Origin of the sequence: Enterobacter sp. R4-368 (assembly GCF_000410515.1) — a bacterium.
Taxonomy (GTDB): Bacteria; Pseudomonadota; Gammaproteobacteria; order Enterobacterales; family Enterobacteriaceae; genus Kosakonia.
The window spans coordinates 3,619,690-3,644,694 of record NC_021500.1 but is presented as its reverse complement, the minus strand read 5'-3'; the positions used below and the strand labels follow the sequence as shown (position 1 = coordinate 3,644,694).

The 25,005-nt window shown below is 46.7% G+C and carries 25 protein-coding genes and 1 pseudogene; 11 read left to right on the top strand and 15 right to left on the bottom strand.

Annotated elements, in window-relative coordinates:
- Positions 1 to 304: 304 nt before the first annotated feature.
- The 15 genes and pseudogenes from H650_RS17100 to H650_RS17040 all read right to left on the bottom strand — a co-directional run bounded on the left by H650_RS17100 (position 305) and on the right by H650_RS17040 (position 10,375).
- Positions 305 to 1,561, bottom strand: coding sequence for a tyrosine-type recombinase/integrase (locus H650_RS17100; RefSeq protein ID WP_020456356.1), 1,257 nt, complete (start codon positions 1,559 to 1,561; stop codon positions 305 to 307).
- Between the two features lie 382 nt (positions 1,562 to 1,943).
- A complete protein-coding gene (locus H650_RS17095) occupies positions 1,944 to 2,933 on the bottom strand; it encodes a restriction endonuclease (protein ID WP_490517899.1) in 990 nt (329 codons plus the stop codon).
- Positions 2,934 to 3,191: 258 nt separating this feature from the next.
- Positions 3,192 to 3,533 carry a TA system toxin CbtA family protein gene (locus H650_RS17090; RefSeq protein WP_032608412.1) on the bottom strand — a complete coding sequence of 114 codons (342 nt, stop codon included), beginning with the start codon at positions 3,531 to 3,533 and terminating at the stop codon, positions 3,192 to 3,194.
- 20 nt (positions 3,534 to 3,553) lie between these two features.
- On the bottom strand, positions 3,554 to 3,871 hold the full coding sequence (locus H650_RS17085) for a type IV toxin-antitoxin system YeeU family antitoxin (protein ID WP_020456353.1): 318 nt from the start codon (positions 3,869 to 3,871) through the stop codon (positions 3,554 to 3,556).
- Positions 3,872 to 3,888: 17 nt separating this feature from the next.
- Complete coding sequence (locus tag H650_RS17080; protein ID WP_032608411.1) at positions 3,889 to 4,110, bottom strand: DUF987 domain-containing protein; 222 nt, start codon at positions 4,108 to 4,110, stop codon at positions 3,889 to 3,891.
- A gap of 8 nt (positions 4,111 to 4,118) precedes the next feature.
- Positions 4,119 to 4,598 (bottom strand): JAB domain-containing protein, encoded by a 480-nt coding sequence (locus H650_RS17075; RefSeq protein ID WP_020456351.1) that lies wholly within the window; start codon positions 4,596 to 4,598, stop codon positions 4,119 to 4,121.
- Positions 4,599 to 4,640: 42 nt separating this feature from the next.
- Entirely contained in the window at positions 4,641 to 4,859 is a 219-nt protein-coding gene (locus tag H650_RS17070) for a hypothetical protein (RefSeq protein WP_020456350.1), read from the bottom strand.
- A 9-nt stretch (positions 4,860 to 4,868) separates the two neighbouring features.
- Entirely contained in the window at positions 4,869 to 5,327 is a 459-nt protein-coding gene (locus tag H650_RS17065) for an antirestriction protein (RefSeq protein WP_020456349.1), read from the bottom strand.
- Between the two features lie 105 nt (positions 5,328 to 5,432).
- Positions 5,433 to 5,639, bottom strand: a pseudogene (locus H650_RS24795) (DUF905 family protein); the annotation flags it as partial.
- 120 nt (positions 5,640 to 5,759) lie between these two features.
- Positions 5,760 to 6,626, bottom strand: coding sequence for a hypothetical protein (locus H650_RS17060; RefSeq protein ID WP_020456348.1), 867 nt, complete (start codon positions 6,624 to 6,626; stop codon positions 5,760 to 5,762).
- Positions 6,627 to 6,689: 63 nt separating this feature from the next.
- The gene (locus tag H650_RS26085; protein ID WP_020456347.1) at positions 6,690 to 6,812 is read right to left on the bottom strand and encodes a hypothetical protein; all 123 of its coding nucleotides are present in this window, start codon (positions 6,810 to 6,812) and stop codon (positions 6,690 to 6,692) included.
- A 52-nt stretch (positions 6,813 to 6,864) separates the two neighbouring features.
- Positions 6,865 to 7,548, bottom strand: a complete 684-nt coding sequence (locus H650_RS17055; protein WP_020456346.1) for a DeoR family transcriptional regulator — start codon at positions 7,546 to 7,548, stop codon at positions 6,865 to 6,867.
- Positions 7,549 to 7,756: 208 nt separating this feature from the next.
- Complete coding sequence (locus H650_RS17050) at positions 7,757 to 8,581, bottom strand: DUF932 domain-containing protein (protein ID WP_020456345.1); 825 nt, start codon at positions 8,579 to 8,581, stop codon at positions 7,757 to 7,759.
- Positions 8,582 to 8,679: 98 nt separating this feature from the next.
- Entirely contained in the window at positions 8,680 to 9,543 is an 864-nt protein-coding gene (locus H650_RS17045) for a GTPase family protein (RefSeq protein WP_020456344.1), read from the bottom strand.
- 91 nt (positions 9,544 to 9,634) lie between these two features.
- Positions 9,635 to 10,375, bottom strand: a complete 741-nt coding sequence (locus H650_RS17040; protein ID WP_189660073.1) for a YagM family protein — start codon at positions 10,373 to 10,375, stop codon at positions 9,635 to 9,637.
- A gap of 608 nt (positions 10,376 to 10,983) precedes the next feature.
- Between H650_RS17040 and H650_RS17035 the strand changes: the two genes are divergently transcribed.
- The 11 genes from H650_RS17035 to H650_RS16990 all read left to right on the top strand — a co-directional run bounded on the left by H650_RS17035 (position 10,984) and on the right by H650_RS16990 (position 24,981).
- Entirely contained in the window at positions 10,984 to 11,511 is a 528-nt protein-coding gene (locus H650_RS17035) for a rolling circle replication-associated protein (RefSeq protein ID WP_223831778.1), read from the top strand.
- Between the two features lie 39 nt (positions 11,512 to 11,550).
- Positions 11,551 to 11,757 (top strand): helix-turn-helix transcriptional regulator, encoded by a 207-nt coding sequence (locus tag H650_RS17030; RefSeq protein WP_020456342.1) that lies wholly within the window; start codon positions 11,551 to 11,553, stop codon positions 11,755 to 11,757.
- A gap of 107 nt (positions 11,758 to 11,864) precedes the next feature.
- Positions 11,865 to 12,398, top strand: coding sequence for a hypothetical protein (locus H650_RS17025; protein ID WP_020456341.1), 534 nt, complete (start codon positions 11,865 to 11,867; stop codon positions 12,396 to 12,398).
- 10 nt (positions 12,399 to 12,408) lie between these two features.
- A complete protein-coding gene (locus H650_RS26240) occupies positions 12,409 to 12,921 on the top strand; it encodes a DUF7828 domain-containing protein (RefSeq protein WP_502690844.1) in 513 nt (170 codons plus the stop codon).
- Between the two features lie 200 nt (positions 12,922 to 13,121).
- Positions 13,122 to 13,733: an inovirus Gp2 family protein gene (locus H650_RS17020; RefSeq protein WP_020456340.1), complete on the top strand. Its 612-nt coding sequence runs from the start codon at positions 13,122 to 13,124 to the stop codon at positions 13,731 to 13,733.
- Positions 13,734 to 13,938: 205 nt separating this feature from the next.
- A complete protein-coding gene (locus tag H650_RS17015; RefSeq protein WP_020456339.1) occupies positions 13,939 to 16,401 on the top strand; it encodes a type I restriction-modification system subunit M in 2,463 nt (820 codons plus the stop codon).
- Positions 16,398 to 17,729 carry a restriction endonuclease subunit S gene (locus H650_RS17010; RefSeq protein WP_020456338.1) on the top strand — a complete coding sequence of 444 codons (1,332 nt, stop codon included), beginning with the start codon at positions 16,398 to 16,400 and terminating at the stop codon, positions 17,727 to 17,729. Before H650_RS17015 ends, H650_RS17010 begins: the two co-directional genes overlap by 4 nt.
- Positions 17,726 to 19,159: a DUF262 domain-containing protein gene (locus H650_RS17005; RefSeq protein WP_020456337.1), complete on the top strand. Its 1,434-nt coding sequence runs from the start codon at positions 17,726 to 17,728 to the stop codon at positions 19,157 to 19,159. Before H650_RS17010 ends, H650_RS17005 begins: the two co-directional genes overlap by 4 nt.
- Positions 19,152 to 21,176 carry a DUF262 domain-containing protein gene (locus H650_RS17000; protein ID WP_020456336.1) on the top strand — a complete coding sequence of 675 codons (2,025 nt, stop codon included), beginning with the start codon at positions 19,152 to 19,154 and terminating at the stop codon, positions 21,174 to 21,176. Before H650_RS17005 ends, H650_RS17000 begins: the two co-directional genes overlap by 8 nt.
- Positions 21,173 to 24,268 carry a type I restriction endonuclease subunit R gene (locus tag H650_RS16995; protein ID WP_020456335.1) on the top strand — a complete coding sequence of 1,032 codons (3,096 nt, stop codon included), beginning with the start codon at positions 21,173 to 21,175 and terminating at the stop codon, positions 24,266 to 24,268. Before H650_RS17000 ends, H650_RS16995 begins: the two co-directional genes overlap by 4 nt.
- A complete protein-coding gene (locus H650_RS16990) occupies positions 24,268 to 24,981 on the top strand; it encodes a M48 family metallopeptidase (protein ID WP_020456334.1) in 714 nt (237 codons plus the stop codon). Before H650_RS16995 ends, H650_RS16990 begins: the two co-directional genes overlap by 1 nt.
- Positions 24,982 to 25,005 lie beyond the last annotated feature (24 nt).

Sequence of the window (25,005 nt, the reverse complement as noted above, 5' to 3'; positions counted from 1 at the left end):
AAAAACCAATCACAAAATATAATTTGTTAACAAAATCAGAAGATTGCTGAATTAACGACAAACCTCATAAATATCAAAAAATTCATGAAATGTCGGCTGATTGTTTATCAGCCGGTTTTCCATATCAACTTAATAAATAACTAACGCAGATGTATTACATTTATTTTACCAAAGCAGTTTATTTAGAATTTTCTACGTTTCACTCCTCGTTCTTAAGACGATAAAATACTTTACATATGTACTGTAATTACGATTTAATTTAGCTAATAATTAGCTTTTCTTCTATTACTATACTTAAAACTCTTTATCCATTCTTTTTCCCAAAATCAAACGGACTAATTCCCTTCTCTCGATTCACATCCAGATAATCTGCCCACCACTGCACCATCAGCCTGCGCTCCCCCAAATGCTCTGCCTTATGAATGTAAGCCGCACGCACGGAGTTACGTTCCTGGTGACTCATCTGTCGCTCTACCGCATCCTTCGACCATAATCCCGACTCAATCAAGGAACTACAGGCCATAGTTCTGAAACCATGACCACATACTTCAACTTTCGTATCGTAGCCCATAACTCGCAGCGCCTTATTCACCGTGTTTTCACTCATCGGCTTACGTGGATCATGATCACCTACGAAAATCAGCTCACGGTTTCCACTCATGCTTTTGATCTTTTCAAGAATGGTCAGAGCCTGACTTGATAAAGGAACAAGATGAGGAGTACGCATCTTTGATCCTCGATGTGAATGTTTCACACCTTCCAGTGGTTCACGTTCCCCCGGAATCGTCCACATAGCAATTTCAAAATCGACTTCTGACCAGCGTGCAAAACGCAGTTCACTAGATCGAATGAATACCAGCAACGTCAGCTCCACAGCTAAGCGTGTTAGTGGTCTGCCGGTATATGTGTCGATACGATGAAGTAGTTCAGGAATACGATTAAGTTCTAGCGCAGCGCGATGTTGCCGTTTTGCTGTAGCAACCGCTCCAGCGATCTCTTGTGCGGGGTTATAATCGATTAAACCGCTTTGCACGGCAAATCGCATAATTGCTGTTGTTCGTTGCTGTAAACGCGCCGCAACCTCAAGACGTCCAGACATCTCTACGGCTTTAATGGGAATAAGTAAATCTCTGGTTTTTAACTCAGCGATATTCCGCTTCCCAATCGCATCGAACAGATTATCTTCCAGACTCTTAAGAACACGGCCACTGTGCGACTCAGACCACTTTTGATTACTGGCATGCCAGTCTCTGGCAACAGATTCAAATGTGATGACTTCTTTAGCCTGTTCTTCTTTCACTGCACGTTTATGTTCACGAGGATCGACACCGGCAGCAACAAGCTTTCTGGCCTCTTCCCTCTTTTGACGAGCATCAGCTAATGACGTTTCAGGATAAACTCCAAAAGCCATCAGGTGTTGCTTACCACCGAAGCGGAAACGGAAGCGCCAGTATATGGAGCCGTTAGGGTGTATCAGCAAAAACATGCCATCACCGTCTACTAGTGAGTATTCCTTCACTTCAGGTTTTGCCGAACGCACTTTGGTATCAGTCAGGGCCATGATGGTATTCCTTCCATATGCTGCCGTGAGTATATAAGCATTATCGAACCAGCATATATACTCGGTTCTATACTCACAAGCATGTTGATGTGGGGTAACTCAGATTGACGTCGGTTGACTGAAAAGCGGGTTAAGGCCTTGCGGGGACTGGATTTTAGGCATAAAAAAAAGACCTCAGTTGAGGTCCATTTACATACTTATGGTGCGAAGGCCGGACTCGAATTTAACACCCAATAGACTGATATCAATGTAGTTTATAAGAAGGAATAATTATTTATACCCACACTTGTACCCACAAGTTAAAATCCGTACAAAAAATAGACACTACGAGTGGGTATAAAGCCATACCAGTAGAACACCGATATGGCTACCAAAGCAAGATTCAGGCAGGCAGGAAAGTTTTCTTCAGAGGTACCAAAAGTTTGGTCTCAATATCCACTTGCTCATAGTTCTCAATAAGCGCACGGACGAGATCATCAAGCGTCCAGAGCGTTAGTGGTATCGTCGAACGGTCGGCTTCATATCGAGCATCTTTCGTAAAACCCCCTGTACTGACATAAAGCCCGCGATCGTCTTTATGGCGACCGCCGATAAAGCTGCGGATCTGTTGGCTTCCCATTTGCTCCCTGCGATGTTTTACCTCAACGATAATACGTGGATTTTCAAAACCGAATCCATCAGGTGAAGCAATGATATCTTTACCCCGATCGGCTCCCGCAGGTGAGACCTGCGTTTTATAGCCCATACTGCGTAAAACTCCGGCAACCAGATTTTGCATCTCGTCCCAGTCAAGAGAGTTGATGCGATCTTTGATACCTTCAAACGCGAGCATTTCCATATCGCGGAGCGGATCAGAAACGACCTCATCTTCATCCATCGCAATTGGATTCTGAGTAATCACATCTACCGTAGGTTTCTTATCCTGCAAAAGCTCTTCTAGAGCATATTCCGGAAGCTGGAAAACCGTCAGCGTAGAACCCAATGTGTTTTTCGTAGCAACGGATAGTCGATCGCGGTCAATTTCTTGAGTATTCCATTTAACCTGTCGAGCGATTCCCATCCCCTCTTCTACCCATTCAGGGTGGTACTGGAAATCAGATGTAACCTTACCTAGCAGATAAGTACGGTTGGCTGGCGAATAGGTAATAACCCAATCACCCTTTTGGATCTCATTAACAAAACGCCAGACCTGCGATGCACCAGAACGGGCTGTTCCCAGCTTCGTTAAAGGGTCTGCTTCCTGGTATAAGGCAAGTAGCTGAGCTCGGGACAGGCCGGGTTTGACTAATGGAGCCAGCTGAGACCAACCGATGCCTACAATTTGCTTATCGCGAAAATCGTCATAGAGCTTGCCACCATCGCCGCGGATCATCCACATTCTGTTGTCCATACCCGTCCTTTCATGAGGAAAAGAAATTATGCTGGATCATAAGCTTGTTAGCCGTAGGCGTCAAAACCACCAACAACGACGGCCCAGCATTCTCGGATTGTACTTGCGATAATGTGCCCAGTTAAAATTACAGCTCCAATTTGCATGATGTTTCGTCCATATACCAGCATCGGCAGGTGCTTTTTGGAGTGAGTAAATAAGTAAGACTGCAATGTGAATCAGGGAGGCTATTCCCAATGTTCACCGTGCCGCGCTAATACGATTTCTTTTCAATAAACCAGTTGCCTGTCGCGCCCGCAGAATATCGACCGCCCGCAGATATGGGGACTGTTCTTGCCAGTTGAATCCCCTGCGATCAATACGAACCAGCCCGTACTTTTCCACCAGAAAATTAACGGCATCGGCCAAAGATATACCGGCATCGATATGTTCCTGAATTACCGTTTCATCACTGAATGGTGTGTCGTTGAGTGTCAGGCCATAATGTTGTTCCAGCAGGCGTGCAAGCAGCATTTGCCACACTGCCACGGGCGACAGACATAGCGTCACCGCCTGCGGAGTTGTTGCAGGTAGAGTTTTCATATTTGCTCTTGTGGAGTTAGTTAACGTTGAGTGGGGTAAACGGCGATGTATACGTAGCCGTAACTGCCAAGGGTATCGGCTTCGCAGGTGAAACCATTGTGGTACAGGGTGACACAATAGGCATGGCTAGGGTTCATTTCACCAGTGGTAAGCATTGACTCCAACTGGCTGATAAAATTCGGAAATACCACATCCAGCTTAAGACATTCTGCTTCGCTGAATTTACCGGTAATACTGGCTCGGTCAGCCAAATAGTGCAGCCAGTTGCCCTCCTGAACCAGACGTGCTCCCAGGCGCGGCGTGATATCCCGCTGCAGTCCCCATGTGGTGTTGCTCATTTATAACCTCTTTATTTTCAGTTCAGGATGATACTCATCAGACAGGCATACGGTCCGTTGCGGTCCTGGCGGCGTTCGGCGTATACCGCCAGCACGCCGGGAATGTCAGGAACTACCTTACCGGTGTAATGACAGACACTGCCGTGCCACTGGTATCTGCTGGTGCAGTATCGAAAAATGCAGGAGGCCGGATGCTGACGGTAAATCGCCATCGCCCGGCGTTTACTGACAATTCTCATGTCATACCTCAAAGCAGACCGTGTTCAGCGAACGACAATATCTGCGTGCCACCGACGATGAGATGGTCAGGCACACGGATATCAACGAGCTGAAGCGCCTGCACCAGACGCTGCGTGATGGTCTTATCTGCCTGGCTGGGCGTGGTGTCGCCGGAGGGATGGTTATGCGCCAGTATCACTGCGGCTGCATTGAAATACAGGGCGCGTTTGACCACCTCACGGGGATGTACCTCGGTGCTGCTGATGGAACCGGCAAATAGAGTTTCATGGGCAATCAACTGATTCTGTTGATTCAGATACATCACCATAAACTCTTCACGCTCCAGCCCCGCCATTTTCAGTTTCAGCCAGTCACGAGCTGCTTGGGTAGAGGTAAATGCCACGCCTGTTTCGTGCAGATGTCGGTCAAGCAGGTTAAGAGCTCGTTTTACTGTCCTCAGCGTGTTCAGGGACAGCGAGCCATACTGCGGATGAAAAGATGTACCCATTTTCTGTTTTCCGTTAAGTAAGGAATATTGATGAGGGAAGTATTACTTCAAAAGGCCCGCTCTCTTACCATACAGTTTCAGGGCCACACTAAAGGTTGGGTCGATGGCTTCGAACCATGCCCAGACAGTCGTGATGCCTGTTCCCGCCGGAAAATGTAAGAAAGGCTCGCTTATAACCACTTCGTCATCCTCCTCTGTTACCGGAGCGTGTTTTAGCAACTCCCACAGGGCATCAGACCGGGACAGTTCTTCACTGTTCATTACGATCGCTCAGTCAGTAATGCGAATAATTGCGTTGGATTCAGGGTGCTGCAGGGCATAATCCCGCAGGCGGTAATAGTGCTCAGTCATGGCATCGCATTCGGTGCGACAGGCGTGATGGCTGTATTCAATCAGGCAGACAGCGATGCCTGCGGCTTCCACGCTCATTTCCGCACTATTGCCGTTCATACTGTTGAACAGAGGCCATTTATCGTCACTGTCAGCATCAGGGGCAATAAACGCTCCGCCATTACTGAGCGTGTAAAAGGACCAGATACCACCGCTGTATTCATCACAGAAGCGGTCCATCCAGGCGAAAATGCGTGGTTCCAGCGTTATCCACTGCGGGATGGAGCCAAAGAGTTGAGGCCAGAAATGGATACGCTGTTCGTCAGGAACTGACGTGGCGGTAAGGTTGAGTTGCGGTTCTTTCGCGGGTACCAACTCGCATTGAGTTTGTGTCGTCATGGATTTTCTCCGTAAATAAAAAACGCCAGCGGCGATGGCTGGCGTACAAGGGGGTAAAGAACGTGTGCGAATGTAAAATGACTTCTGATGAATAGCAGTGGTCAGTCAAAGGATGAAGCTATGGGGTACCGTCCCGTCGGAGACCGCGATTAAGGCAAGCTTCGGCACTTGTTGCAAAACACTATGCCGCGAGGCCATCCGGCTTTCAGAGTCACGAACAACCAAGTGGAAGTGACTGGCCTGGTTGCCCTCGATCGTGATGTTGCGATAGAGGGCTGTGATTACTTCAGTGTACTGGCGGAGCAAAGGTTCAGATGGTAATAGAGAAAGTTATGACATTTCCTCATGCCTTTAAATGCATTAACCCCCGGCGCTAAAGCGACAGGGGCTGATGATTTGAAAAATATTGAGTCTTATTGTTATCAGTCAACCCTACTGCTGACGGTTTTGCTTCGCTTTATCCCACGAAGGGCGATTTTTGCCCGAAAAGGATTTGACCAATGACCAGTATTCAATCGGAAACTGTTTAACCAGTTCACCATGAAGACGAACATCAATGGTTCGATATTGACCATTGTTCATTGTTCCTTCAGCAAATATGGCGTCTTTGCTGCATGTTCCCGTATCATACTGGCTCCAAAACTGCTCTGGTCTGCTGACAACGTAGAAATCCCCCATGGCACACCCGTTGAGCGATTTATGATTAATCACTGCCACCAGATTTGTAGTATTCATCACAATGACACACGTACCTGGTTTTCCATTACAAACGTTCCCCAGTAACCTTCCGCTGTTGTCTTTCAAGTCCCAAATCGTTTTGGCTGAATCATCTTTTTGTACAGATTTTTCCTTGGGCGCTAAGGGAGCGATGGTTGTGGTAGCAACATTTTCATCTTTCAGCAGGAAATTGGTAATGTCCTTCGGCGGGTTACCCATTAAGGTGGCTTTATTACCTTCTATGTAAGCTGATGCGGCAGTTTTGGTGACTACGTCGTATATGAAATTAAAGTGGGTAAAACAGTCGCTGGCACAAATAGTTCCCGTCACCACGGTATCGCCGTTATATTTATATGATCTTATCGGGGATTCGGTTCCATTGAGTGCGCCAGTGCTGGTGAAGGCATTTTTAATCCCGATAGTACGCAAGTTCCCGGCAAGGGCTTCTGCAAATGCTTTGTCTGATTTATACAGTTCGCTAGGATAAGGGCAATTATCGGTACATGTGGCTGCCACCTCCATCGGGGTGGCATTAACGTTAAAGCTTAAAAATAGTGTTAAGGCAATAAGTAGTATTTTCATAGGTATCCTCTTTAAATGTTCAAAAAGATAAGTTGTTAACTATCGACAGACCTCTTAACTAACTTAAATAAGGTGGTTAGATGAGGCAGTGTTATCCGCATCAGTCCTGTCAGCATGAGCGTCGGTGATATCGTCATCGGGCATATTGTCGTGACGTACATCATTTTGCTCGTTATGCCAGATCATTGTTTTTCCTTGTTAACAGAGGTTATTGAAGCAGAGTCCTGCCCGGTTCCTCCTAAAAGGGCTCAGGAGACAGGACTTCGCGGATACAACTGAAGTGCGGAAGAGCCCGGATAAAGCCAGCCTGTGTGGTTAACTGGCTGAGACGTTTTCTCGGGGTAAACGTGGTGTTCAGGACTGTGACCGCATGAATGGCTGCGAGAGAGTGCACGGTGATATGCCCGTTCAGTTCACCTGTGAGGTACCAGCAACCGTCGAGTAATATCAGGCGGTACGGAGCCAGGCCGTCACAGCGCTCTCCCTCAGCCAACAGCAGTATGCGCTTACATGCGGTAATGGCACTGACGAGACGGTAGAACACCAGTGCGATGGCCGGTGACACAGACTGTGGCGGTTGCCATACCAGACAGGGCATCCCTCCTGCAGTGAGCAGCATGCCCGCCAGACGCCGGTCCAGCCCAGGAAAGATATCGCCCAGACCAGCCCTGTGTGCAAAGGTCAGCGCATCCAGCTCGCCCTGTACGCCCCCACCGGTGCTGCGCAGGCGACACTGCCCCCGTCGATACTCTAGGTCGAGGTACATCAGCCGTTCGCGAAAATCTCGTCGCAGGGTACGGACTGACACACCAAACTCTGCAGCAAGCCGCGCCATGTTCAGCGTTTCACCGGCAACCAGGCGGCTGATTATCAGTGACAGCCTGACAGCCAGCCGGTCGTGACGGCGCTCTGCCTGTGTCATCTCGAATCTCCGTAATAATTAACTGACTGAATATGAAATGATTCTAAAGAGGGGGGCGGACAGGGTATGGACATGGAATGAACTATTTTTTATCTGCCACCGGAGGCAGGCCCGACGCGGCACACCGTGAAATGCGGTGATAAAACACTCTATCCACTGGAGGTAAAACGGACAGGGAGTGTCCTTTCCTAACATGCTGATAACAAGCTCAGGACTGAAACCCACCCAGCATCGCTTCAGCCATCACCCAGAGGGCCCGGTTGAGCCTCACATCTCCGTCGATACCACGCACGGCGCGGGTATGCGTTCGCCCGCCTTTTGCACTCCGACCACTGAGCCCGCCCTTAATCAGGTTCTCCTGAATACGCTGATAAGTGGTCCACAAGTCATTGCTCGCATCCTGCCAGCGCCGGGGGGAAAGCACCTGAGGTGCTGTCACCGGCTGGTGGTCCTCACCGAAACGGTACGTCAGTGCAGCCTGTGCCAGAGCCTGTTGTGCAGGTGGCGGCAGCATAAGCGACTGCATGGCATCCCGCTTCTCTTCCACACGGTCAAAAATCCCCAGTACTTCATAAGCCCCTTCAATCACCTGACTCACCACATCCCCTTTGTGTGGCACCCGCACCTCGCCAAACGACTCACCGCAGACGAGGCCGTTCTGGCATACCGCACGGAATAATCCCGGTAGCATCTGATACGAACTGGAGCCATCATGGGAGTTGAGCAGAATAATTTCCGGAACCTGTTTGCCGGTAATCTGCCCTTCCCGACGCAGGCGCATCATGTGCTTCGTATGTTCACGACGACCAGGATCACGCACGCGGGTCTGACAGGCAAAGAACGGCTGAAAGCCCTCCTGCTGCAGACTGTCCAGCAGAGAGATGGTGGGTATATATGTGTATCGTTCACTGCGGGATTCGTGTTTGTCCTCGCTGAACACGCTGGGCACCACGCGAAACAGCTCTTCACGGGTTAATGGACGGTCACGACGGATAAGGTTTGCTGCGCCAAAGCGCGAAGCCAGACGGGTCATAAGCAGACTCCTCATGATGGAAAATAAATACAAAAAGCCCCGCCGCAAAGTCGCGGCAGGGCTCAGGAAACTACGAGTTAGATTAGAAGGGTTAACTTTCAGAAGAAGAAACTCCAGACTGCACGAGCGACTGATACCACGATGTCGCGTACAGACTGGATGACTGTCCGAACCGGGTCCGGTATCAGGGGCATGGAACTTACTGTGTCCAGCACCGAGCCGACCGTTTCACCAAAATCGTCACGGGCTTTTTTATTAACGGCATCGGTACGAAGTGGAGCACAAAGCTGTACAGCCACCGGACTGCTAGCCTCACGCGGCAGACAACGAATCATCCGCTCAGCCATCACCCGCAGTCCCCATTGCAGACGAACTGACACCGCACAGACTGGGTTTACCGGCTGGAACAATTCATGCAGGAGGCAGATTTTGCGGCTGATATTTTGCTTCTGCTCCGTGGATAGTTTATTGCCACTGCTGGTGGGTTCGACCTTATCCGACTGGCAGATAACAAACAGCACTTTATGCCGGTAAGACTCACCGATCACCTGACGGTAAAAATGTTCATCCACCGCAAGAGCCCGGTCATCGGCCTTAATAAGCCACAGTACCAGGTCGAGCCGGGGAAGTTGCTTACGGTACAGCGTGGCATATTCCGCATCACGCGCATTGCTTTCCCCCACACCGGGTAAATCCACTAGTGTCATGTAGCGTTTTCCCACCTGCAGGTGAAAGCGTAAGGGTTCGCGTGTGCAGGCTGTAATATCACTGACCGGCGACACCTCCCCGGCAAACAGTGCATTGCACAAGCTGCTCTTGCCCGCGCCGGTTTTCCCCATAATGCCTATTACAGGCTCGTAGTGGGTTAACTGATTTATCTGCTGCAGAATGCGTTCAGATACCCATTGGGGCAAGCTATCAAGCGAGTTCTGCAGGAATAGTTGTCCTTCATTTTTATTCATAGCACTTTCTCAGACAGAAAAAGAAAATCCCCATTCCAGTGAAGGAGTGGGGACGGTTCGTAGAGATAATATCTGTCTGAAAATATTTGGATTATTGCTTCCATATATCGTAAGGGAAGTTCACTGTAAAATCTCCTTCTTGGCTGGCTGAATAGTTTGAGTTTTCTTTGCGCATTGCAGCCATAAATAGATACCCGTCAGCAATTTTTGTTAGCGGAGCCCATGAGAGATGCAACCGATTTTTGTTTTTAAGATTTCTTTTCATGTAATCATTAATGCCGCAATAAAAGAAATCTTCCTCTCTTACAAAACACAAAGAATTAATATCGAAACAGTAGTTATCGACAATTAACGACATGAAGTTAATTATAACTGATGTGTACATTCCCTCTTCAAGAGGGTCAGGATAAAAAACACAAATATAGTGGCCATTATCAAAAGGCCTATATATTTCGACTAACTCACTTACTTTTAATTTGAATTTTTCTCTAAGGTCAAACCACAATTCTCTATCGGGCAGTGAAAATCGAATTGTACCTTCACTTACAAATACGTAGGAAATCTTTTTTATACTTTGATAAAAATACCTAAAAAAAACCTCATCCTTAGATACTTTAGCTTCTACTTCTTTAAGCTCATATGCAAATAAATTTAATAATTTAGTCTCCATTTCTCTTTTTAAGCTGTTTTGAAAAACCAGATAATCAAGAGCGGGTGATATTGAATCAAGCAAATCAGAAATTACTTTCGATCTTGAGACTCCATAGCTTTTCGCATATCTATCAATTGTATTAATTGTCAACTCACTATCTGAGTTAAATGTTATTCTCATAATGGTTATTCGTTATGCAAATTTAAGAATGTGCATAACGATAACATAAAAGCCTCATTTTGTTGCGATGCGAGTCACATTTCACCCGTAAGATGGTGGTAGCATAACCCTGTTCCTCATCAACGCTGATCCAGCCGATGGAGTAGCCAATACATAATTCTTACGTTATCGCCGATTGTTATATCGAACAAGGACCATGATAAACACCTCTCGATGTTTACTGAAAATGTTTAATCCAACGCATTCAGGATCTCGTTATCGGGTGTGAGTCTCATTAGCTATCAGAATGGGGGTTACTTGTCCGAATTTGATAATTAAGGTTAATTGGTATTATAGGAAAGTAGATCTCAGCATATTACAACTATCCCACCAGTAGATGGTACATTACTAGCAGTAAAAAACTGGATCAGCTAGACAGGTAACATTCTTGATTGCATTACAAAAAAAAACAGTTACTACTGTTCCTTTGGGCTCATCCAAAGGAACAACACAATGCAGAGACATTTCCCACACTTTAAAAAATCACTCCCAATGATTTCTTGCTGAATATGATTAACCACCATCTGAATAAGATCCTTGAATGTCAATCAATAATACTGGCATTTCGAATGGATTTTGATTACCACCGTGGTACTAACCGATTCATTCGTAATTCCTCATTTGAGATACAGGATGATCTCCGGGAATTAACTCAGGCTGTAATGCAAATGCCTCCTCTCTGCGGTTGCTTCTGGGTGTTGGAATGGACAAAAACAAATGCTATCCATGCTCATGCCATTTTTTATCTTAAGGGGCAAAAGCACCAGAAGTCATTTCCGTTTATTCAACAGATAGGTGACTTGTGGCTGAAGATAACTAACGACGAAAGGAAATACGAACGTTGTAAACCGAAGGACTGCTACCAGGACAACATCAATAACGTCGTTGACTATTACAACGACGAAGACGTTAAAAGTTTGAGGCGTATTGCCAGCTATCTAACGAAAGAATCCCAGAAGAATGGTTATCTGATTTGGGATGTAATGTGGTTCCTGAACCTGCAAGATAGGGCCGCCCCAGAAAAACAGAATAAGCTAACGACACTTTTTTACAGCACCACCGGTACCTATGCCGGAGTGGGCAGCAGTAATTCATAAACCGACTCCGGTCCCCTTTAGATACCGGAGAGCCCAGTTATGACCAGTAAACCTTCCCTGCTTGAAGATCAGTTTGTCGATATGGCTTTTATCACCCGGCTCACCGGGCTAACTGATAAGTGGTTTTACAAGCTCATCAAAGATGGAGTATTTCCAAAACCCATCAAACTGGGGCGCAGTTCCCGCTGGCTACAGAGTGAAGTCGAAGCCTGGCTTCAGGCCCGTATTGAAGAATCCCGCACTTAGCGTAAAGCCCTTCTCCACGCGTCAACAAAAATCCTGACCATCATGCCTTAACCGCGCCTCGCGGAGACTCACGGCTGCCTGTCATTTATGTATTAAGGAATATCAAAATGAACAATTCACCTTTGCTCAACCATTATCAGACCTGGCTTGATGATTTTACTCGTATTAATGTGTTCCACGGCTTATACCATCAGCAAATAACGCAGTGGCACCGACTGACTATAACGTCCTGCCTGATACCGGAAGGTCATTCAGTTGAAGTAGTGCTCCCCCAGCGCCTGTTGCCGTTAACCCGCACCGGGCTTGTTGAGTCGTGTACTACCATTCCCCGTCTGACCAAGAACATCGATTATTCCCTTCTGCCCGGAGTACTGCTCAGCGAATGTTACCGACTGGGAAAAAGTCGACTGGCGGACCAGTTGCAGATGTTGTTCCGTTTGCATGTACAGCCAGGCTTACGCCAGACGCTGACATTGCTGTGCTGGTGTGAACTGGTAACGGGCAAGGATATGAAGGAATGGTATGAACTGCACCTGTCGCTTCCTGACCCCCTGAAGCAATGGCTGGCAATAAAACAGCGTACGTACCGGGGCCTCAAGGCTCTCGCTGATGATTACATCCGAGCCACCCGACCAGTGTGAGGACCGGATCATGCAAATACCCAAATGCTATATCGCACAGCGTAAAACGGGTGAGATCGTCGCAATCAGCCAGCTTAATTCAGTTGATGATGAATGGTTCTGCCACCATTGCCGATGCCCGTTGATTTCCCCCCCCCCACAAGAACGTCATCGCCTTGGTTCGAACACGACATCCTTCACAGACAACCGGAAGCAATGCTGCAATGCCACTATCTCGCTCCCGTCAATGGAAGGCCTTCAGCAGTGGCGAAGCTACAGCGTCTTCTGGCACAACTGCCTCCAGTCATTACAGCAACCCAATGGCAATGCACTATGGGCGGTCTGTCATATGGCGGCGAGAAACGCTGCCCTCAATGCAGAAAAGGGATATACAGTCGGGAGATACGAATTTAGCGATACGTACCAGGCAATCATAGGATTGATTAGTACACCAGAAAATTATTATATGGGGGCATATAACTTCGGAGTAAAAATCAATCACTTTCCATCATCCGGCCTCTGGTGCTGGTGGATTGGTCATTAGTAACCCATGACGGGTTGGTAATATTAATTAAAGGACTTATATATAAACAATATCATCTCAACATCATACCTATATACGGTCACTCATACACGACAGCCTTAATGGCTGGTATTACCACCCTTTAAATCCTTAATCCCTTTAACTGCCTATTACGGGTAAGGCTTTGCCCTGCCCGTAATTCATTACCCAAGGAAAATTATATGATTGATGATATCCGTCTCGATAGGCGGCACGCACCATTCAACACCACTTACCTACAGCGTATTCTACGCGTTATAAATAACGCGACTGTAGAGCACGCACGTACAATGGCGGTACGGGTAGACCTGCGTCTTCCTGACAATATGCTCATTAACCGACAGGGCCTGATATCTCGCTTCATTGAATCCCTCGATGCGAAGATTGCAGCACGCTACAGAAGTAAGTTGAAGCAGGGTACACGAACGTATCCATGCCACCTTCGCTATGCCTGGGTTCGGGAGGTAGGTGAGATTAATCAGAAATCGCATTACCACATGGTGTTGTTCGTGAATAACGATACGTTCAATGGACTAGGGAGTTACAAAGAAGACGGGACGGGCCTGGCGTCTCTGATACGGGAAGCCTGGCTAAGTGCTTTACAGCTTAGTCACCGCCTAGAGCACTGGACACTAGCCCGCTTTCCCGATAATCCACTTTATTACTTGGATATTAACTCACCTGGTTACAGTGAGGTTTATGATCAACTGACGTTTCGGTTAAGTTATTTTGCGAAAGAGCGCACTAAAGATTACAGCAGGGAGGAACGATCTTTTGGATGCAGTCAAAGCTAATAGGCTCGATATTACAACATTATAAACATTGGTTTTGACCAAGTTATAATGCACTGGTTACATCGTACTTTACCCTCATCGGCATAGTCTCAACGCTTTCAACTTGGTAAACTCTCGCCTAATTTCTCACGCCATAGGCAGCGTTTCAGCACTGGTGCTTGTTACCCCCTGGCGCGTTCTCAGTATTGTTTTCACCGGACACCATATGGCTATCAAGAAGAACGAACTTTACTCCTCCCTTTGGGCGAGCTGCGACGAGTTGCGTGGCGGAATGGATGCTTCACAGTACAAAGACTATGTGTTGACCCTACTGTTTATGAAGTACGTCTCTGACAAAGCTAAGGGCAACCCTTACGCGATGATTGAAGTGCCGGAAGGGGCAAGTTTCGACGATATGGTTGCTCTCAAAGGCAACAAAGAAATTGGCGAAAAAATTAACAAAACCATCAGATTACTGGCTGAAGCTAATGACCTGAAAGGTGTTATCGACATTGCCGACTTCAATGATGAGGACAAGCTGGGTAAAGGCAAGGAGATGATCGACCGCCTTTCCAAGCTGGTGGCAATCTTCGAAGGGTTGGATCTCTCAGCCAACCGCGTTGATGGAGACGATCTGCTGGGTGATGCCTACGAATATTTAATGCGTCACTTTGCTACAGAGTCAGGTAAATCCAAGGGGCAGTTTTATACCCCGGCAGAAGTGTCACGCATTCTGGCGAAAGTAATTGGCATCAGTAAACAGACACCACAGGATGCTACCGTTTATGACCCTACCTGTGGTTCAGGCTCACTGTTGTTGAAAGCCAGTGACGAAGCCGGTCCGAAAGGACTGACCATTTATGGTCAAGAGATGGATTATGCGACCAGCGCACTGGCACGCATGAACATGATCCTGCATGACAACGCTACCGCTAAAATCTGGAAAGGTAACACCCTGGCCGATCCACACTGGAAAGATGGCAGCGATAATCTGAAAACCTTCGACTTTGCTGTAGCTAACCCCCCCTTCTCCAACAAAAACTGGACCAGCGGGCTGGATGCTGCAAACGATATTTTTGACCGTTTTGTCTGGGGTATACCACCAGAAAAGAATGGTGATTATGCTTTCCTGTTGCACATCATCAAGAGCCTGAAAAGTACCGGCAAAGGTGCTGTGATCTTACCTCACGGCGTTCTGTTCCGTGGCAATGCCGAAGCGCGTATTCGTGAAAATCTGCTCAAACAGGGTTATATCAAAGGCATCATTGGCCTGCCCGCTAACTTGTTCTACGGCACGGGTATCCCAGCATGCATCATTGTCATCGATAAAGAAGATGCCCAGCTCCGAGCGTTCAACGCTAATGGCGAGAGTCAGCAAGGCATCTTTATGATCGATGCCAGTAAGGGCTTTGTTAAAGACGGCAATAAAAATCGCCTTCGCGCCCAGGACATCCATAAAATTGTCGATGCGTTTAATCGTGAGCAGGAAATCCCCCGCTTCAGTCGCATGGTCCCGCTGTCAGAAATTGCGGCCAACGACTTCAACCTCAATATCCCTCGCTATATCGACAGCAGCAATCCTGAAGACCTGCACGACCTTTCTGGTCATTTGGCTGGTGGCATCCCCGATCGTGATATCGATGCTCTTAGTGCTTACTGGAAAATTTTCCCGACTTTACGTCAGGAACTGTTCGAACCTGCCCGGCCTGGTTACAGCAATGCACGAGTCGAAGCAAGTGAAGTAAAGACCACTATCTTGGCACACCCGGAATTTGCCGCTTTCAGAGCTGGGGCACTTTTACCCTTTGAAAAGTGGTTTGCAGGCTGTCAGCTTGAAGAAATTGCTCGTGGAGACTCACCGAAACAACTGATTGAAGAAATTGGTGAGCGACTTCTCGCTGCTTATGCTTCAGAAACCACGACTGACGTACCGCTGCTTGAGAACTATACAATTTATCAGTTACTGATGGATTACTGGACGGAGGTGATGCAGGACGATGTTTATGTCCTGAGTCAGGATGGTTGGCAGGCGGGTAAAATGCTTCGCGAACTTATTGTCGAAAAAGGCGAAAAACTCAAAGAAACGCCAGATCTAGTAATTGGTAAGAAGAAGTATAAGGCTGAACTCTTGCCGCCAGCCCTTATAGTGGCTCGCTATTTTGCTACCGAGCAACAACAGCTCGAGCAACTGCAGGTGGCTTATGACGAAGCAGTGCAAGCGCTGGAAAGTTTCCTTGAAGAAAACAGCGGTGAAGATGGGCTACTTGCCGATGCAATGAACGACAAAGAAAAGGTAACCGCTGCCAGTGTTAAGGCTCGCCTTAGAGTTGCCACGGATAAAGAGGAAAAGGTAATACTGAAATCTGCTCAGACGTTATTCGATGCTGAAACCAAAGCCAAAAAAGCGAATAAAGAAGCACAGGAACGACTGGATCTTGCGGTATTTTCTCAATATCCAAAGCTCAATGATAACGACAGTAAAATTCTGCTGGTACAGGATAAATGGAAGGCTAGTTTGGCTGGTGCCCTAGAAGCGGAGATTGAGCGTGTCACGCAACGATTAGCAAATAGAGTGAAAGAACTGGAAGAACGTTATAGTGCGGCTCTGCCTGATCTTATTAAAAATGTGGATGAGCTAGAAACCAAAGTTGCAGCTCACCTTGAGGCAATGGGGCTGGAATGGGCATGATTCGAGAACAGTGTGACAAAATGGAAATGAACGGAACATCCATGCCGCAAGTATCATTTCCGGAGGGTTGGGAGTTAAGATTACTTGGAGAGCTTGCCACTATTTTTTCTGGGGGAACTCCTAACCGAAAAAATCCCGAATACTGGGATGGTGATATTCCGTGGGTTACTACAACCCTAATTGATGGTGGTGAGATATTTGAAGCCAATGAATTCATCACACAAAAGGGATTAAAAGGATCGTCTGCTAAATGGTGCAAAGCTGGCACCATTTTAATGGCTATGTATGGTCAAGGAAAAACTCGCGGTAAGGTTGCACTTCTAGGGATTGATGCAACGATAAACCAAGCCTGTGCCGCTATCGAATTAAGCGAATTGTGCTCAAAGGAATATGTTTTACATCTGTTGGTATCAAAATATGAACAAATAAGAGAGTTGAGCAACTCTGGGGGACAAGAAAATCTAAGCAGCGGAATTATAAAAAATTTAGAGATTATTCTCCCTCCTCAAAAAGAACAAATAATCATCGCTAATGTACTATCCGATACAAATGCACTAATTACTGAGTTTGAGCAGCTGATCGCCAAAAAACAGGCAATCAAAACCGCCACCATGCAGCAACTGCTGACTGGCCGTACCCGCTTACCTCAATTTGCTAAACATCCTGATGGTACTAGCAAAAGCTATAAGGCCAGCGAACTTGGGTCGATTCCGGAAGATTGGAAAGTTTTGAGTGTTGGTCAGGTATGTGATTTACTAACAGGATTCCCTTTCTCCAGCAATAAATATTCTGACTCTGGCATTAGGTTACTTCGCGGCTCAAATGTTAAGCGTGGTATCACTGATTGGAGTGATGGTATTACCCAGTATTGGCCAGAGATCAGTGCCGACATTAAGCAATATGAGCTTTATGCTGGAGATATAGTTATTTCCATGGATGGTTCCTTAGTCGGCAGAAGCTTTGCTCAATTATCCGATAGTGATTTACCTGCAGTATTATTACAGCGAGTAGCTAGGGTTAGAACTAGTTTCGTTGATCAAGGCTTTTTAAAAGAATGGATTTGCAGTCAATTTTTCACTGAACATTGTGACGCTGTAAAAACAGTCACAGCAATTCCTCATATAAGCCCTCAGGATATTAGAAGTTTTAAATTCTTGATGCCACCTACAAATGAAGAACAAACAGCCATCGCCAACATCCTCTCAGATATGGATGCTGAACTCACAGCGCTAGAGCAAAAACTAGCCAAGGTCCGCGATATAAAACAGGGAATGATGCAACAGCTGCTGACCGGACGCATCCGTTTACCATTGGATCACCAGCCATGAAACATACCCTTGATAAGACAGTTCTGTCCGTCAAGGGTCTTTTGAGCCTGACTGACGTAGCCATTCCGGCCTATCAACGTCCTTATAAATGGACGGTAAAAAATATCAGTGAACTGTTTGCGGACATAAACAGTCATCTCGATAAATCGGCCTACCGCTTGGGCTCAGTAGTGTTTCATCAGCCTGAGAGCAATGAAGAACCTAGACTGGATATCGTCGATGGTCAGCAACGAACTTTAACATTAATACTGGCAGTATGGGCCATTATCGAAACCCGACTTGCTGAATTGGAACGTCAGGATTTGCAGGAAGCGCTAACCCAGCTAAAGCCCTCCGTTGAAGGTTTTATGGGACGGCAACGCTTTGCCAGTCAGGTATCGGAATACAATCTGTACCAGAATTATCAGGAGCTAAAACGCAGGGTTAGCCATCGAGAATTCAGCGAGCAACATATTGATTTTCTCCTCAACCGCTGCCAGTTGGTGGTCTTTGTGCTGACTGACCTGTCTGAAGCTTTTCAGTTCTTCGACTCACAAAATGCCCGAGGGCGGGATCTGGATCCACACGATCTGCTTAAGGCCTTCCATCTACGTGAGTTCGCCAGCCATGAGGTAGAACTGAAAGCTGCATCCGTTGCTCATTGGGAAGGATTGCATAGTGATGACCTGGCTAATCTTTTCGCATCCTATCTCTACAGGGTACGTCAGTGGTCACAGGGGAATTCAGCTCGTTTCTTTGGTAAGGATGAGGTTGGCCTATTCAAAGGGATCAACCTTGACCAGATTGGTCAGTTCCCTTATGTAGAATCTTTGCGCATGGCTCACCATTTTGTGGATGACTATAACAATCAGTACCAGCGCAAGATTGATGGCCAGAAAATGCGTTTCCCTTTCCATCTCGATCAGATGATTATCAATGGAAGACGCTTTTTCGAAATGGCGGAACACTATCAGCAACAGGTATCGGCAATTATCACCAGTGAGCATGTCAGCACGCACACTCAAAAGTCGTTAATGATTCAGGGCACAGCCCTTGGTGAAATGGCAACCCGGATACTAAGAACGTTAAATAGCTATAGAAATCGCTATCGAACAGGGGATCAATATATACGCACTATGTTTGATTGTGCTCTGATCTTTTATATCGACAAATTTGGTGGGCAGTCGTTATCTGCTGCAATTGAAAAAAGCTTTATCTGGGCCTACAGATGCCGAATCCGACAGCAGGTGGTACAGCTAGCGACTATGGATAAGTACGTGCTGGAAAATAATCTTTTCCGGGTAATCAAAGAAGCCAGAGTACCTGGTGATGTGCTATCTATACCATTACTCACAATTCGGGCTTCAGAAAATAATAATAACCGCCGTACCGGTAACTATGAGCAAGATGAGCTGGTGAGGCTGTTCAAGGAGATGAACTACTATGAGTGATGCAAAGGTAACATCCTTTACGGTCAGAGCATTACTGGGCGATGCATCTCGTTATCTTATCCCCATGTACCAGCGTAACTATGCCTGGGGAGAGGGTGAAATCACTCAACTTGTGCAGGACATTCTCGACTACCAGCAAAAAAGCCTTCATAGTCCACTTCCTCAAACTTACTACATCGGTACGTTGGTCGTGTTCACTCGCTCTGATGGGCAGTCAGAGATAATCGACGGACAGCAGCGTTTCACTACCCTATCCCTTCTTGCTAACTGGTTAAAAAAGCATGCAGGCCACACGCTGGATATGAACTGGTATCGGGGCCTCAATTTAGGTTTTGAGAGCAGACCCAAATCTGGCGAAACATTTGAGCGACTCTGGCAAGGTGTGGAACCGCATAAACTGCGGAGCAAGGAATTTAACGAAGGGCTGATCAATGGCTATGAACTTATTGGCAAGGTACTACGCGACTTGAAACTAGTTGGCGAGTCATTAAATCATTTCTGTACCTACCTGTTCGACCATGTACAAATTGCCCGAATAGAAGTGCCTGCCGATACCGACCTCAATCATTTTTTTGAGGTGATGAACAACCGAGGTGAGCAACTCGAAAAGCATGAGGTTGTGAAAGCACGGCTCATGGCGATACTCAACCAAATAACAGATCCGCAGGAAAGACAAGGCAGCCTTAACACCCTTTCACGAGTATGGGATGCCTGCGCAAACATGGAACGTTATGTCCAGTATGGTTTTACACCAGCCGAACGTCATCAATTATTTGGGCAGGAAAATTGGGGGCAATTTGTGCCTCCTGATTTTAATTCTCTAGCTGGCATGCTTATCCCATCGACTTCGGAGCTTGGCAAAAGAGAGAACCAAACAAACCGCACACTGGCTGACATCATCAAGTCATCTTCTATCGTAAGTGGTGAAAGAAGTGAAGAAGATGAAGGTAGCTCAGAGCGATTTAATAGTGTGATCAACTTTTCCAACTTCCTGCTCCATGTGCTGCGTATCTATAGCCAAACTGGGAAGGTCAGAGTGGATGTTCCGCTTGACGACAAACAATTAATCGAACAGTTCGAACTTCGACTGTTAAAGCAGAATGACCCGGTTAAAGCGGTACAGGATTTCGTCTTTGCACTTCTCAAATGCAAATACCTTTTTGATCAGTTCGTGATAAAACGAGAGTTCGCGAAAGGTAGCGATAGCTGGAGTTTGAAACGCCTGCGTTGGTATTCGGAAAAGAGCACCAGTTATACCAATACGTTTAATGAAGATGATGGTAGCTATGTAGACATCAACCGACAGATTCTGATGCTACTTTCCGCATTCCATGTTTCAACCCCTACTCTGGTTTATAAACACTGGTTGAATGGAGCTTTGTACTATCTGTTTAATGCCCATTCCACTGAAAACCAGATAGATGCAAGGAAGTACCTCGGGTATCTGGAGCATCTCGCCTCCTCGTTTGTCTTTCAAAACTTCCTGGCAGAACAAGAACCAAAATCATATTTTGAGATTATCTACGGTAAAGAGCTACATCTCCAACCTGTGGTACTGTCGGACAAGATTAAGAAGAAGATGCGCTTTGGGATGATAGCAAACAACCTGGTATTCAATTACCTGGACTACTTACTCTGGTGCCGTGACAGACATAAAGCTGAAGTAGTCAAACGTTTCGAATTTACCTTCCGAAGCTCAGTAGAGCATTTCTATCCCCAGCACCCCATGGATGGCTATAGGACATTACCAGATACATCGTTGCATACCTTCGGCAACCTCAGTCTGATTAGCCACAGCAAGAATTCGCGACTTAGTAATTTCCAGCCAAAACAAAAGCAAGAGTACTTCGAAGCGAGCCTTGAGCGTAATGAAATTGATAGTCTGAAACTGCTCGCCATGATGGAGCTGATGAAGAAGAACAATCAGTGGGGGGAAGAAGAAATCGCCACTCACGAAGCGGAAATGCTGGCAGTGTTAACCAGTGGTAGTGATAGCGTATTTAGGGAGGTGTTATGAACAGTGTTGGTCAACGTGAACGCATGACACAAAAACGTGTTATCCAGTTATTCACCGATCATCTCGGTTATCACTATCTTGGTAACTGGCACAAAAGAGAAGACAACCGGAACATCGAACCAGGCTTAGTTTCTGCCTGGTTAACGAAATGCGGCGTTTCAGAAGTCCTAATCGCCAGAGCATTACGTCAACTAGATCGAGCCGCAAGCCTCGGTGAAGGCCGTATCCTCTATGATGCAAACAAAGAGGTCTATCGCCTGCTACGCTACGGCGTGAAGGATAAAGAAGGTGCTGGTGAGCAGAATCAAACCGTGTGGCTGGTGGACTGGAAAAATCCAGAAGCCAATGATTTTGCTATAGCTGAAGAAGTGACCTACAACGGTGAAAATAAAAAGCGCCCGGATTTGGTGCTGTATGTTAACGGTATTGCGCTTGGTGTCATTGAGCTAAAACGTTCTACAGTTTCAGTTTCAGAGGGCATCCGCCAAAACCTCGATAATCAGCAAAAAGCCTTCATCCGCAACTTCTTCACTACCATCCAATTGGTGATGGCCGGTAATGATTTAGAAGGGCTTCGCTATGGTGTAATCGAAACGCCGGAGAAATATTACCTTCAATGGAAAGAAGCCGCGGAATCACCTCACGCCTACATGCTTGATCGTCACCTGGCTCAGATATGCAATAAACAGCGCCTGCTGGAATTGATCCACGACTTTATCGTTTTCGATGCTGGAGTGAAAAAAACCTGCCGTCATAACCAATATTTTGGCGTCACTGCAACAAAACCGTTTATTCAACGCAATGAAGGCGGGATTATATGGCATACCCAGGGCAGTGGTAAAAGTCTGACAATGGTTTGGCTGGCAAAGTGGATCAGAGAAAATATTACCGATAGCCGAGTTTTAATCATTACCGACCGTACAGAACTTGATGAACAGATCGAGAAAGTGTTTAACGGTGTGGAAGAAGAGATCCTTCGCACTCGGAGCGGTGCGGATCTGGTGACTCGCCTGAATCAAACCAAACCCTGGCTTATATGCTCACTCGTGCATAAATTTGGTCGTCAGGAAGAGGATGACAAAGACGCTGACACGGACGATTTTATCGATCAAATGAAACGAAATATCCCTGCCGATTTTAGCCCGAAGGGAAAATTATTCGTGTTTGTGGATGAGTGCCACCGAACCCAATCCGGCAAATTGCATTCGGCAATGACAAGCATTTTGCCAGATGCACAATTTATCGGTTTCACCGGTACCCCGCTGATGAAGAAAGATAAGAAGAAGTCAGTGGAGGTCTTCGGGCCTTATATCCACACTTATAAATTTGATGAAGCAGTCAATGATGGGGTTGTACTGGACCTGCGCTACGAAGCTCGTGACATCGATCAGCGGGTCAAATCTCAGAAAAAAGTCGACCAGTGGTTTGATGCTAAGACATCTAAACTTTCTCGCCTTGGCCAACAGCAACTCAAGCAGAAATGGGCTTCGATGCAGAAGCTGTTGTCGAGCCGCTCGCGGCTGGAACAGATTGTGGCTGACATCCTTCTCGATTTTGAACAAAAGCCACGACTCGCCGACGGCCGCGGTAACGCTATGCTGGTTTGTTCCAGCGTCTATCAGGCCTGCAAATGCTATGAGATGTTTAGTGAAGCTGGTTTTGCCGGTAAATGTGCGATTGTGACGAGCTACCAGCCAAATGCCAGTGAGATTAAAGGCGAGGAGAGCGGTGAAGGACTGACTGAGAAACTGGCCAAGTACAACATCTATCGCAAAATGCTTGCGGAGTATTTTGAACAGCCTGAGGCTGAAGCAGCCAAACGTGTAAGTGATTTTGAAAAAGAGGTCAAACAACGCTTCATTAAAGAACCGGGCCAGATGCGCCTTCTGATAGTCGTTGATAAGTTATTAACTGGCTTTGATGCTCCTTCAGCAACTTACCTCTATATCGACAAGAAAATGGCTGATCACAACCTTTTCCAGGCGATATGTCGCGTTAACCGGTTGGATGGTGAAGATAAAGAATACGGCTATATTGTCGACTATAAAGACCTTTTCCGCTCATTGGAAAAAACAGTTCAGGACTACACCGCAGAAGCCTTTGATGGCTACGACAAAGAAGATGTAGCCGGTTTATTGAAGGATCGATTGCAACAGGCGAAAATCGATCTTGATGGTGCTCTGGATGCCGTTCGCACCCTCTGCGAACCAGTAAAAATGCCACGCAATCAACTTGATTATCAGCATTATTTTTGTGGAGAATCAGGGGCGTCGATAGAGCAGTTATCTGAGAAAGAAGCTTTACGTCTGACATTGTATCAATCCGTGGCAAAGCTTATCCGTGCTTTTACCAATCTGGCAGGTGAGCTAACAGATGCTGGTTATAGCGAGCCGCAGGCAAATCAAATCCGCATTGATGTTGAGTTTTATACAAAAGTCCGCGACGAAATAAAAATATCCAGTGGAGATTTCGTGGACATGAAGCAGTTCGAGCCAGGTATGCGGCAGATGCTGGATCTTTGGGTGGATGCCGATCCTAGTGAAACTCTTATGGATTTTGAGGAACTAGGGCTGCTTGAGTTGATTATTGAACGCGGAGAAGAAGCACTGGATGGACTTCCAGCCGACATGCGTGGCAACCAAGAGGCGATGGCTGAAGCGATTGAAAATAACGTTCGCAGAACTATTGTTGATGAAAACCCCGTCAACCCGAAATACTACGAAAAAATGTCGGTGTTGCTTGATGAACTGATCGCACTTCGTCGTCAACAGGCGATTTCCTATCAGGAGTATCTGGAGCACGTACGTGAACTGGCGAAGCAGGTTAAACATCCGCAGTCAGGTAGTAAAAGTACTTATCCAGCAAGTATTGATACCCTCGCCAAGAAAGCGTTGTTTGACAACCTCGGGCAGGATGAAGTCTTGGTGACAAAGATAGATGCTGCAGTCCGTCACACCAAAAAGGCCGACTGGTACGGGGATCGTTTTAAAGAACGCGAGATTAGTTTCGCTATCGCGGAAGAGATTAAAGGTTATTCAGTGACGGTCGCAGATGTAATGGCCCTGGTGAAGGCACAGAAGGAGTATCGCTGATGCCATTGGTTACCTTTGGTGAGCTCACTCTCGATTTGCAGCGTAAGCCAATCAAAAACCTGCATATCAGCGTACTGCCTCCGGATGGCCGAGTGAGAGTATCGGCCCCCGTCTCACTGTCAGACACAGCTATCAGGATGGCTGTTGTCAGAAGGCTGGTATGGATCCGACAGCAGCAAGCACAATTTCAGGCTCAGCCGCGCCAGAGTGAACGAGAAATGTGTAGTGGCGAAACACACTACCTTTGGGGAAGAGGATATCGGCTGGATGTAGTTTTAGTAGATAAGCCCGCTGAAGTGAAACTTCAGGGTCGTTGGATACGCATGAAAGTACCTCCACATTATGATACGGCCCAGCGGGAAGCTGTTCTCAACCAGTGGTATCGCGGTATTTTAAAACAAAGACTGCCTAAGTTAATGGCAAAATGGCAGCAGGAAATTAAAGTTGAAGCCAGTTATGTTGGCATCAAGCGAATGAAGACTAAATGGGGTAGCTGTAACCCCCAAACCGCACGTATCTGGATCAATCTCGAACTGGTGAAAAAACCTCCTGAATGCCTTGAATTCATTGTGGTTCACGAGCTAGTTCATCTACACGAACGCAAGCACAATGAGCGTTTTATCGGCCTGATGAACATGTACCTCCCGAACTGGCGCGAACACAGAGCTAAGTTGAATAAGATGCCCTTGGCTTATAATCACTGGGGATATTGAAATTTAATCAGAAAATGGTTGATA